The sequence below is a fragment of the Salinicola sp. MH3R3-1 genome, from assembly GCF_001937155.1.
Lineage (GTDB): Bacteria > Pseudomonadota > Gammaproteobacteria > Pseudomonadales > Halomonadaceae > Salinicola > Salinicola halophyticus.
In genome coordinates, this window is the sequence record NZ_MSDP01000013.1 from 1 (window position 1) to 11,286 (window position 11,286).

8 protein-coding genes and 1 tRNA gene are annotated in these 11,286 nt (G+C 62.0%); 2 read left to right on the forward strand and 7 right to left on the reverse strand.

Annotation, left to right across the window (positions count from 1 at the left end; translation table 11 throughout):
* Positions 1 to 91: 91 nt before the first annotated feature.
* Positions 92 to 178: transfer RNA gene (locus BTW08_RS08795), tRNA-Leu, on the forward strand.
* A 211-nt stretch (positions 179 to 389) separates the two neighbouring features.
* Here the strand turns inward: BTW08_RS08795 and BTW08_RS08800 are convergent.
* Together BTW08_RS08800 and BTW08_RS08805 are read right to left on the reverse strand one after the other, a co-directional pair.
* Positions 390 to 1,244, reverse strand: a complete 855-nt coding sequence (locus tag BTW08_RS08800) for a DNA/RNA non-specific endonuclease (protein ID WP_075562154.1) — start codon at positions 1,242 to 1,244, stop codon at positions 390 to 392.
* A gap of 6 nt (positions 1,245 to 1,250) precedes the next feature.
* A complete protein-coding gene (locus BTW08_RS08805) occupies positions 1,251 to 1,526 on the reverse strand; it encodes an Lrp/AsnC ligand binding domain-containing protein (RefSeq protein ID WP_075562155.1) in 276 nt (91 codons plus the stop codon).
* Positions 1,527 to 1,878: 352 nt separating this feature from the next.
* Between BTW08_RS08805 and BTW08_RS08810 the strand changes: the two genes are divergently transcribed.
* Positions 1,879 to 2,232 carry a high-potential iron-sulfur protein gene (locus tag BTW08_RS08810; protein WP_168170648.1) on the forward strand — a complete coding sequence of 118 codons (354 nt, stop codon included), beginning with the start codon at positions 1,879 to 1,881 and terminating at the stop codon, positions 2,230 to 2,232.
* Positions 2,233 to 2,293: 61 nt separating this feature from the next.
* Here BTW08_RS08810 and BTW08_RS08815 read toward each other — a convergent pair whose 3' ends face one another.
* The 5 genes from BTW08_RS08815 to BTW08_RS08835 all read right to left on the reverse strand — a co-directional run bounded on the left by BTW08_RS08815 (position 2,294) and on the right by BTW08_RS08835 (position 10,875).
* A complete protein-coding gene (locus tag BTW08_RS08815; RefSeq protein ID WP_075562156.1) occupies positions 2,294 to 3,850 on the reverse strand; it encodes a SpoVR family protein in 1,557 nt (518 codons plus the stop codon).
* A 46-nt stretch (positions 3,851 to 3,896) separates the two neighbouring features.
* A complete protein-coding gene (locus BTW08_RS08820) occupies positions 3,897 to 5,180 on the reverse strand; it encodes a YeaH/YhbH family protein (RefSeq protein WP_075562157.1) in 1,284 nt (427 codons plus the stop codon).
* 124 nt (positions 5,181 to 5,304) lie between these two features.
* Complete coding sequence (locus BTW08_RS08825) at positions 5,305 to 7,227, reverse strand: PrkA family serine protein kinase (protein ID WP_075562158.1); 1,923 nt, start codon at positions 7,225 to 7,227, stop codon at positions 5,305 to 5,307.
* Positions 7,228 to 7,546: 319 nt separating this feature from the next.
* Positions 7,547 to 8,596: a low specificity L-threonine aldolase gene (locus BTW08_RS08830; RefSeq protein ID WP_075562159.1), complete on the reverse strand. Its 1,050-nt coding sequence runs from the start codon at positions 8,594 to 8,596 to the stop codon at positions 7,547 to 7,549.
* A 266-nt stretch (positions 8,597 to 8,862) separates the two neighbouring features.
* The gene (locus BTW08_RS08835) at positions 8,863 to 10,875 is read right to left on the reverse strand and encodes an NADPH-dependent 2,4-dienoyl-CoA reductase (RefSeq protein ID WP_075562160.1); all 2,013 of its coding nucleotides are present in this window, start codon (positions 10,873 to 10,875) and stop codon (positions 8,863 to 8,865) included.
* Between the last annotated feature and the right edge of the window lie 411 nt (positions 10,876 to 11,286).

Here is an 11,286-nt window from a genome sequence, read left to right on the forward strand (position 1 = left end):
AGTGTCCTTATGGACGTGGAGGTTCAAGTCCTCTTCCGGGCACCATTCCAAGGGAGTTTTTCGGACTCCTGGCAGCACCGATACATGACACGCCCAGGTGGCGGAATTGGTAGACGCGCTAGCTTCAGGTGCTAGTATCCTTACGGATGTGGAGGTTCAAGTCCTCTCCTGGGCACCACGTGTCATGTAACAGTCGGCAGCACTCCCCCGCTAACGACGGCTTTGACGTAACGCTTTCCCATCTTGATTTTTCGTCGTTTCCGACCCTTGTTTACATCCAGATCGTTCTTTGCATCCAGATCGTCGCTGGCTCGATGAATTCGCGAGTAGACGACCGGTTTGCCAAGCGGCCGACATCGGCAACCTTCAGCGCCGACTCCATTCCACGGCTACTGATAGCGTCCGGGCCGAGTCGAGACCGCTTCCAGCCCCCAACCGCTCTTTTCCACCTTTCCTTCCAACTGACGCTCGATCGGATCAGCCAGTTGCGGAAAGAAGTCCAGCCCGGTTCGAGCCTCGATTTCGTCGATGGTGATCACGAACCGCGCCAGCGGTTCGTCGCCCGTGACGTCCTGCGGCATCAGAAATGCCAGCGCTTTCGGCGTCTTGCCCGGCACGACCAATATCTTGTAGAAGCCCACGGGCACCTGCGAGAACCCGACACGGTGCAGCAGCTGGTCATCGAAGACCGGCCCGGTCACGACCCGAACGCTGCCAAAACGCGGCACGAAATCGTCGATGACCGCCTCTTCCAGGCGCTGCCATAGCTGTCGATTGAGCTTGGGTCGCTGCGGCGTGATATTGGTCATCAGGAAACTGTCCAGCTGGCCTTCGCGCCCATGAACGACCGCCATGGCATAGTTCGGCGCCAGATGACCGCGATCGTAACCGCTGCGGGCGTAGTCGTCGCCGGAAATCGGCCACAGGCTGCGCCAGTCGGATTGGAAATGATCGGGGCGCGGCAGACTATGCGGATTGTCGACCCGATTCAGCGTGTAGCCCACCCACAGCGGCTCGGCCCGCACATCCGACCAGCCGACCAGAAAGCCGTCGTTTCGCAGCACCCGATTCCAGCCTCGCCAGTCGTTCCATTGCCAGTCGGGAACACCCATCCAGCTCAGCTGATCGCGGACGCCGCCTTCGTGCCAATACCACAACCCGCTAATGACCACGACGAAGATCAATCCGATTCGAGACGAACGAGCCAGCTGACCCAGCAGCCCTCGCCGTTGACGACGCGCCATCCCGACCTAGAGACCGACGGAGAACATGGCGTCGAGATCGTGGCGCGAATGCACCTGCATGGCATTGAGCGTTTCGGTATCGCGGATGCCTTCGACCTCCATCAGCCGCTCGGTCACCAGCGCGGCCAGCGATTCGAAATCGCGGGTGCGAGCGATGGCGATCAGATCGTAGCGACCGCAGGTCGAATAGACCTCGCTGATTCCCTCGAGATCCGCCAGACGCTCGGCCACGCCACGAATTCGGCCTTTTTCCACGTTGATCAGAATAACGGCGTTCTGCATTTCCCTCTCCTATCGATCCAGCCCAGCAATCCAGCCCAGTGATCCAGTCCAGCGACCCAGCCACCGATCCGGCTATCGGCCTGCCCGGCGCGCCAGATCTCGCGATCCGCGGGCCAGTAATGAAGTTGACGGCGCGAGTATATCAGCTCCGTGATCCATCGCCTCGTCGCGCCAATAGCCAGCAACCGATCCGATCAGCGCTGGCTTGCAACCCGACAAGTCCACTCGGCGCGGCTCGCCAATCGGTTGTGGACGTTTCACGTCACGTCGCATAATTTCCGGAGAGCGAGATCATTTCAGCGATGGGAAGTCACGAGCGGCGAGGCGCAGAATGTCGATCCAGGAGAGGGCAATGAAAACGAGACAGCAGAGTCACGCCACTGCCGAGAGCGGCGTGACGGATATCAAGCGTCGCCGCTTTCTGCAACGCGGCGTCTGCGCATCCGGTTTGGTGCTGCTGGGGTGGCAGGCTGTCCCGGCACTGGCCCAGCAGAAGCCAATGCTCGACCCCGAATCCTACCCGGCCCGCGCGCTCGACTATGTCCAGGATGCCGAAGAAGCGAGCGACCGTGACGCCTACCGAGCGGGCCAGCGCTGTGACAACTGCGAGTTCTTCACCGCCGGGACGCAGGTTTGCGGCCTGTTTCCCGATCATCGAGTCGCCAGCCAGGGCTGGTGCAGCAGCTGGACGAGCAGTGACTCCTGAGCGCGCCGAGCGGCTTGATCCTGGCGTCTGACCCTGGCGTTTGCGCCGTGCGATCGCGACGTCACGCCGACTCTCGCGCCGGTTCCGGGATCGGCCATTGATAGCGGCGCACGACGTCGCCTCCTTCCATCGACTCGAGCTTGATCGGAAATCCCCAAAGCTGATGCAGATAGCGCATCACGGGAAACAGACTCTGCCCCAGAGGACGGCGCCGATCCTGCACGTGACGTAGCGTCAGCGAGCGGTCTCCGCGGATATCGGCTTCCCAGACCTGGATATTGGGCTCCCGCGCCGACAGCGCGTACTGCACGCTCAGCGCTTCGCGGATGCGTCGATAGCCGCGGTCGTCGTGAATCGCCTCGATCTGGAGGCTATCGTCACGGTCGTCGTCGACCAGACTGAACAGCTTCAGATTGCGGATCACGGTGGGAGAGAGAAACTGCTGGATGAACGACTCGTCCTTGAAGTTCTGCATCGCGAAATGCAGCGTCTCCAGCCAGTCGCTGCCGGCGATATCCGGAAACCATTCACGATCCTCGCTGGTCGGCGCCTGACAGATACGCTTGATGTCGCTGAACATCGCGAAGCCCAGCGCATAGGGATTGATCCCGTTGAAGTAGGGGTTGTCGAAGCCCGGCTGGCTGACGACCGACGTGTGCGACTGCAGGAACTCGAGCATGATGCCCTCGTCGATCTGGCCATCGTCGTACAACCGATTCATCAGGGTGTAGTGCCAGAACGTCGCCCAGCCTTCGTTCATCACCTGGGTCTGACGCTGGGGATAGAAATACTGCGCCAGCTTGCGCACGATGCGCACGATCTCGCGCTGCCAGGGCTCCAGCAGCGGCGCGTTCTTCTCGAGAAAGTAGAGCAGATTCTCCTGCGGTTCACTGGGGTAGTGGCCATGACGATGCAGGCCCAGGGGGTCGTTTTCGTGATCGTGCAGCGGTTCCCGGGCGAGCTCGCTCACCGCCAGCGGGATCGTGCTCCAGAGTCGATTGACCTGAGTCTGCAGGTACGCCTCGCGGTCCTCCTGGCGGCGCGCCTCCTCCTCGGCGGAGATCGACGAGGGCCGCTTGTAGCGATCGACGCCGTAGTTCTGCAGCGCATGGCAGGCATCGAGAAGCTGCTCGACCGCCTCGACACCGTGACGCTCCTCGCACTGGGCGATGTACTTGCGCGCGAACACCAGGTAATCGACGATCGCCGAAGCATCGGTCCAGGCGCGAAACAGGTAGTTGCCCTTGAAGAAGGAGTTGTGACCGTAGCAGGCGTGGGCGATGACCAGCACCTGCATCATCAACGAGTTCTCCTCCATCAGATAGGCGATACAGGGATCGGAGTTGATCACCAGCTCATAGGCCAGCCCCATCTGACCGCGCCGGTAAGCCTGTTCCACCGACAGGAACTGCTTGCCGAACGACCAGTGGTGATAGCCGATCGGCATGCCCACGCTGGCGTAGGCGTCCATCATCTGCTCGGAGGTGATGACCTCGATCTGATTGGGATAGGTCTCCAACCGATACTCTTCGGCCAGTTTGGCGATGGCACGCTCATAGGCTTCGAGCGTCTCGAAATTCCAGTCCGAACCGGTAGCTATGGGCTTGCGTTGCGTCATCGCTGCGTTCCTCCTCGCTGCGTTCCGTCTGACCCCAAGACTGATATCAGCTCTGGGCGCGCTGTCGGAAAAGCTCACGAAAGACCGGGTAGATATCTTCCGCCTGGACGATCTGCTGCATGGCGAAGCGCTCGGGATAGGCCGCTCTGACCGTGTCGTAGGCTTCCCAAAGCGCCTGATGAGCGTGGGGTGTGATCTCCACGTAGGTGAAGTACTGCAATTTTCGCATCAGCGATTCGTCGAGCCGTTCGAGACAGGTCGATGAGTCGTCGTCCCAGTTGTCGCCATCGCTGGCCTGGGCCACGTAGAGATTCCACTGCTCCGGCGCGTAGCGCGCCTCGATGATCTCGTCGACCAGCGTCAGTGCACTCGAGACGATGGTGCCGCCGGTCTCCCGCGAGTAGAAGAACTCCTCCTCGTCGACCTCCTTGGCCACGGTATGGTGGCGCACGAACACCAGTTCGACCTTCTCGTAATTGCGCTCGAGAAACAGGTAGAGCAACAGGAAGAAGCGCTTGCCGATATCCTTGTGGGCCTGGGTCATGGAACCTGAGACATCCATGATGCAGAACATCACGGCCTGGTTCGACGGCATCGGCTGGTGGGTGAGATGGTTGTATCGCAGGTCGTAGGTATCCAGAAACGGGATCGACCCGATCCGTTTCTCGAGCCGCGCGATCTCGGACTTCAGCTCGTCGATTCGCGCCGGGTTGCGCAGTACCGGATCCTTGCGCTCTTCGGCGACCAGCGCCTCCTGCGCTTCGCGAAGAGCCCGCTTCAACGGCCCGCGCATGCCGATCCGCCTGGCCTGTGCCTCGCGCATCGAACGCACGATATTGATCCGCGCCGGCACGCCCTCCTTGGAGATGCCCGCGCGCACGGGTCGGGTCTCCTCCAGTACCCGCAGCTGCTTGCGCTCGAGGTGCGGTAATTCCAGCCCGTCGAAGACGAAATCGAGAAACTCCTCCCGCGACAGCGAGAACACGAACTCATCCATGCCTTCGCCCTGACCCGATGCCTGGCCGTCGCCGCTACCTCCCCCGCCACCTCCACCGCCGGGCCGGCGTAGCCGATCACCCTCGGCGAACTCCTTGTTGCCGGGATTGACAACCGTGCGCCGCCCGCCCGGGCCATGCTGGAACGAGGGCTCGGAGATATCCTTGGTGGGAATCGAGACTCGTTCGCCACGCTCCATGTCGGTGATCGAACGTCGATTCACCGACTCCTCCACGGCGCGCTTGATGTGCGAGCGATAGCGTTGCAGAAATCGCTGACGATTGACCGCGCTCTTGTTGCGCGCATTGGGGCGTCGATCGATGAAGTAGCTCATGGCACCTCCTGCAGGCTGACCGCAGACTGCTGCGACAGCGACCACCCGAGGATGGTCTCTGCTCCGGGAGCGGCGCGGCTCGGGCCGCCACTGCCGCTCCGACGACGTCGTTTGACGCTGTTCTCTAGTGCGACTTCCGCACTCGCAGATACCACTCCGACAGCAGACGCACCTGCTTTTCGGTATAGCCGCGGCTCACCATCCGGTCGACGAAATCCTCGTGCTTGCGCTGGTCCGAGGCCGACGCCTTGGCGTTGAACGAGATCACCGGCAGCAGCTCCTCGGTGTTGGCGAACATCTTGTGCTCGATCACGCCTCTGAGCTTCTCGTACGACTGCCAGCTGGGATTCATGCCGTTGTTGTGGGCACGAGCCCGCAGCACGAAATTGACCACCTCGTGGCGAAAGTCCTTGGGATTGGAGATACCGGCGGGCTTCTCGATCTTCTCGAGATCCTCGTTGAGCGACTGGCGATCGAACAGCTCGCCGGTTTCCGGGTCGCGATACTCCTGATCCTGAATCCAGAAGTCGGCGTAGGTGACGTAACGATCGAAGATGTTCTGACCGTACTCGGTGTAGGACTCGAGATACGCGGTCTGGATCTCCTTGCCGATGAAGTCGACGTAGCGCGGCGCCAGATACTCCTTGATGAAGCGCAGATAGCGCTCGTGGACTTCCTTGGGCAGCTGCTCGCGCTCCAGCGCCTGCTCCAGCACGTAGAGCAGATGCACCGGGTTGGCGGCGATCTCGTGAGCGTCGAAGTTGAACACCTTGGAGAGGATCTTGAAGGCGAAACGCGTGGAGAGCCCGTTCATGCCTTCGTCGACACCCGCCGCGTCGCGATACTCCTGAATCGACTTGGCCTTGGGATCGGTGTCTTTGAGATTCTCGCCGTCGTAGACCCGCATCTTGGAGTAGATGCTCGAGTTCTCCGGCTCCTTGAGCCTGGAGAGCGTCGAAAACTGGGCCAGCATGCGCAGCGTATCCGGCGCGCAGGGGGCTTCGTTGAGCGACGAATGTTCCAGCAGTTTCTGGTAGATCTTGATCTCTTCGGAGACGCGCAGGCAGTAAGGCACCTTGACGATGTAGACCCGGTCGAGAAAGGCCTCGTTGTTGCGATTGTTGCGAAACTGCTGCCACTCGCTCTCGTTGGAGTGGGCCATGATGATGCCCTCGAAGGGGATCGCGCCCATACCCTCGGTGGGGTTGTAGTTGCCCTCCTGCGTGGCCGTCAGCAGCGGATGCAGCACCTTGATCGGTGCCTTGAACATCTCGACGAACTCCATCAAGCCCTGATTGGCCTTGCACAGACCGCCGGAGAAACTGTAGGCGTCCGGGTCGTCCTGGGAGTAGAGCTCCAGTTGGCGGATGTCTACCTTGCCCACCAGTGACGAGATATCCTGATTGTTCTCGTCGCCCGGCTCGGTCTTGGAGACCGCGATCTGGTTGAGGCGTGAGGGATGCAGGCGCACCACGCGGAATCGGGACAGATCGCCGCCGTACTCTTTGAGCCGCTTGGCGGCCCAGGGCGACATCGGCCCCCGCAAGTGGCGCTGGGCGATGTTGTACTCCTTCTCGAGCAGCTCGCCATCCTCTTCCGGCGAGAACAGCCCGAGCGGGGACTCGAAGACCGGCGAATCCTTGATCGCGTAGAACGGCACGCGCTCCATGAGTAATTTCAGGCGTTCGGCCAGCGAGGACTTGCCGCCCCCGACCGGGCCCAGCAGGTAGAGAATCTGCTTGCGCTCCTCGAGCCCCTGGGCGGCGTGACGAAAGTAGGAAACGATCTGCTCGATCGCCTCTTCCATGCCGTAGAACTCGGCAAAGGCGGGATAGCGTCGAATGACCTTATTGGAGAAGATTCGCGACAGGCTGGGATCCTTGGCCGTGTCGATCGTTTCCGGCTCTCCGATGGCATTCAGCATTCGTTCGGCAGCGTTGGCGTAGACCCGAGGATCCTTTCGGCACAGCTCTAGATATTCCTGCAGGCTCAATTCTTCCTGCTGAACCTGCTCGTAACGGCTCTGCACGTGATCGAAGATGCTCATGGAAGCCTCCTGGTCGTGACCCTCGACCGTACAGGACGAACGCCCTGCCAGCCGGGCTAGCTGACTATCAGCATAGACAGATGCACGAAGCGTCGGGTAGACCCATTTCGCGAGTCTTTTCAACGCAGCGTCGGAACATACGCTTTAGAACACGCTACCACGATCCGGTTTCGTTGCACGGGGAATTTGCGGGGACAAAATGCGCAACACTGCCCGATGGCAGGCAAGCAGAGGAAAAGTCAGGGAAATTTCGTTTGCGAGTCGAACAGGTGGGAACTCGGGAAGGGAACGGCGCCCGTTTGACGGACGCCGCTCGGGCTCATGCCGCGTCGAAGGCAGTGCGGGCGTCGGCCAGCAGTTGATCAAGCAGCTCGGGCGTGGTGTTCCAGGAGCAGACAAAACGCGCGCCACCGGCACCAATGAAGGTGTAGAAGGTCCAGCCCCTGGCGCGCAGCTGGGTGATGACCGGTTCGGGCAAACTGACGAAAACGCTGTTGGCTTGCGCCGGGAACATCAGCGAGGCGCCGGGTAACGAGGCGAGCCCGTCGGCGAGATACCGGGCCATGGCGTTGGCATGGTCGGCGTTACGCCGCCAGGCGCCAGTTTCCAGCAACCCAAGCCAAGGCGCGGCGATGAAGCGCATCTTGGAGGCCAGCTGCCCCGCCTGCTTGCAGCGATAGGCAAAATCCTCGGCCAGCTCCTTGTTGAAGAACAGGATCGCCTCGCCCATCGGCAAACCATTCTTGGTACCGGAAAAACAGAGCACGTCGACGCCTGCCTGCCAGGTCAGCTCGGCCGGAGTCGCATCCAGGGCACTGCAGGCGTTGGCGAAACGCGCGCCGTCCATGTGAACGCGCAGATCGTACTTGTCCGCGACGGTGCGGATCGCCAGTAGCTCCTCGCGAGAGTAGACCGTGCCCACTTCGGTGGCCTGGGTAATCGAGACGACCCGTGGCTTGGGGTAGTGGATGTCGTTGCGCTTCACGACCAGCCTCTCGATTCCCTCCGGGGTCAGCTTGCCGTTTTCGCCAGGACTGGTGAGCAGCTTCGAACCGTTGGAGAAGAACTCCGGTCCGCCGCACTCATCGGTCTCGATATGCGCCAGTTCATGACAGATCACGCTGTGGTAACTCTGGCCCAGCGCCGCCAGCGACAACGAGTTGGCGGCAGTGCCGTTGAAGACGAAGAAAACGTCACAGTCGTAATCGAAAAGCTCACGGAAACGGTCCGCGGCACGGTGAGTCCAGGCATCGTTACCATAGGCGAGGTCGTCGCTGCCATTCGCCCGGATCATATAATCGAGGGCTTCCGGGCAAATGCCGGAGGTGTTGTCGCTCGCCAGATAGCGAGGGCTGCAATCGGATGTCATCTGGGGGTCCTTGTACGATCCCTCCACGGAGAAAAGCGATTCAGAACCCGTGACGGTAACCAGAATCGCGTTTTCTGAGGGTCAGGCGTGGCGGTCGCAATGCGTCGCGGCCTGAATAACAAGAAGCGCGAATCCGGGGGTAACGGGATCCCCGTCACACGGCTCGCGCTCGCTGGTGAACCCTTAGTCTAACACCTGTCCTCGAACCCCGGCAGCGCCGGGACACTCGCCACTCACGCTGACTCAACGCAATCCGGTGCCCGCGCTCACAGCATCGCCGCCAGCCGCACCCCCTGATCGATGGCGCGCTTGGCATCGATCTCGGCCGCCACTTCTGCCCCGCCGATTCGATGAACCCGCGTCCCGCTCGCGGCAAGCGTGTCGTAAAGCGCCTGCTGCGACTCCTGCCCGGCACAGATGACGATCGTGTCGACCGCCAGCAGCCTGGACTCCCCATCGACATCAAGGTGCAGCCCGTCGCTGTCGATGCGCCGATAGACGCAGCCCGACAGCGTCTCGACCTTGCGAGCCCGTAGCGCGGCGCGATGAACCCAGCCGGTGGTCACCCCGAGCCCAGCCCCCGGCTTGCCGGCCTTACGCTGCAGCAGCGTGATCTGTCGCGGCACCGTGGGCTCCAGCCGCGGCTTCAAGCCGCCGGCGTGCTCGACCGTCAAGTCAACGCCCCACTCGTCGCACCAGCGCTCGATATTCAGCGCCGGCTGCTCGGCATGCGCCAGCAGTTCTGCCACATCGAAACCGATACCGCCGGCGCCGATGATCGCCACGCGACGCCCCACGCGCTCGGGATGCTGGATCGCCACCGGGTAGGAGATCACGCTGGAATGCTCGATTCCCTCGATATCGAGCGCGCGCGGCCGGACGCCGGTGGCGATAACGACCTCGTCGAAATCCTGCAGTTGCTGGCTGTCGGCCTCGGTGCCGAGGCGCAGCTCGACGCCGTGCCGCGAAAGCTGGGTGGCGAAGTAGCGCAGCGTTTCGGCAAACTCCTCTTTTCCCGGTATTCGCTGGGCCAACCGGAACTGGCCGCCGATCTCCCCATCGCGTTCGAAGAGCGTTACCCGGTGTCCCCGCTCGGCGCAGGCCACGGCAGCGGCCAAGCCGGCCGGCCCGGCTCCCACCACGGCGATGCGCTTGGGAGACTTGGTCGGCGGCAGCGTCAGCTCCGTTTCATGACAGGCGCGCGGATTGACCAGACAGGAGGTCAGCTTGCCCTTGAAGGTGTGATCGAGACACGCCTGATTGCAGGCGATGCAGGTATTGATCTCGTCGACTCGGCCCTGCTCGGCCTTGGCCATCCAGGCCGGATCGGCCAGGAAGGGGCGGGCCATCGAGACCAGGTCGGCAGCCCCCTCGGCCAGCACCGCTTCGGCCACGGCCGGCATGTTGATACGGTTGGTCGCGATCAGCGGTATCGAGACCGCTTCGCGCACTACCCGGCTGACCGAGACGAAAGCAGCTCGCGGCACGCTCGTGACGATGGTCGGCACGCGCGCTTCGTGCCAGCCGATGCCGCTGTTGATCACGTCCGCCCCGGCATGCTCGATCGCCTGTGCCAGCGCCACGATCTCCTCCCGCGTGCTGCCTTCTTCCACCAGATCGATCATCGACAGCCGAAAGATCAGCAGAAAGTCCGGACCACACACGTCACGAACGCGGCGCACGATCTCGACCGCGAAGCGCTGACGACGCTGGCTATCGCCACCCCAGGCATCGTCGCGATGATTGGTACGCCGACACAGAAACTGATTGATCAGGTAACCTTCCGAACCCATGATCTCGACGCCGTCGTACCCGGCACGCTGGGCCAGTTCCGCACAGCGCACGAAATCCTCGATCTGCCCCTCGACCTCGTCGGCACTCAGCGCCCGCGGCGTGAACCGATTGATCGGAGCGGCGATCGCCGAGGGCGCCACCAGATCCGGAGAGTAGGCGTAGCGGCCGGCATGCAGGATCTGCAGGCAGATGCGCGCGCCATGGGCATGCACCGCCTTCACCACCGGCCGATGCCGTTCGACCTCGGCGGCGTCAGTGAGCTTGGCGGCCCCCTGAAACACCGCCCCTTCCGGATTGGGCGCAATGCCGCCGGTGACGATCAATCCGACGCCGTGTCGCGCCCGCTCCGCATAGAACGCCGCCAGCCGTGCGAACCCGTCGGGGGCTTCTTCCAGATTGGTGTGCATCGAGCCCATCACCACGCGATTGCGCAGCGTCAGCGAGCCAACTCGCAGGGGACGAAAGAGATTGGGAAAGCGCGTCACGTATCGGCTCCACTCATGTCTTGGCACAGTCCTTGGCACAGTCCTTGGCACAGCTCTTGGTACAGTTCTTCGTACAGCCTGGGCGCACACCGCGGCAGCGGCTTTCAAACGCGCGTATGAACGTCAGTGTAACGGAAAGCGAGACGAGGGCCATTCCACCAAAGCGGTATCGTGAACGACCGCGCAGCCGACATCAGCGCCATTCGACTGACACAGACGATCGACCAGAACACGCGTCAGTGAGGTTCAACGAAGAAACCGGACGGATTGACAGGCAAGGAGGAAGCGTCGTCAACCTGGAAGGAGACGAGGAACTCAAAGGATAACGAAAGAGAAGAGAATACAGAGGAGGTCAAAAGACGTTATTGGCGGACCGGACGAGACTCGAACTCGCGACCTCCGGCGTGACAG

Coding starts and splice junctions, on each gene's coding strand:
- BTW08_RS08800 (WP_075562154.1), bottom strand. CDS start 1,244: ATGGCGCGTCGTCAACGGCGAGGGCTGCTGGGTCAGCTGGCTCGTTCG.
- BTW08_RS08805 (WP_075562155.1), bottom strand. CDS start 1,526: ATGCAGAACGCCGTTATTCTGATCAACGTGGAAAAAGGCCGAATTCGT.
- BTW08_RS08810 (WP_168170648.1), top strand. CDS start 1,879: ATGAAAACGAGACAGCAGAGTCACGCCACTGCCGAGAGCGGCGTGACG.
- BTW08_RS08815 (WP_075562156.1), bottom strand. CDS start 3,850: ATGACGCAACGCAAGCCCATAGCTACCGGTTCGGACTGGAATTTCGAG.
- BTW08_RS08820 (WP_075562157.1), bottom strand. CDS start 5,180: ATGAGCTACTTCATCGATCGACGCCCCAATGCGCGCAACAAGAGCGCG.
- BTW08_RS08825 (WP_075562158.1), bottom strand. CDS start 7,227: ATGAGCATCTTCGATCACGTGCAGAGCCGTTACGAGCAGGTTCAGCAG.
- BTW08_RS08830 (WP_075562159.1), bottom strand. CDS start 8,596: ATGACATCCGATTGCAGCCCTCGCTATCTGGCGAGCGACAACACCTCC.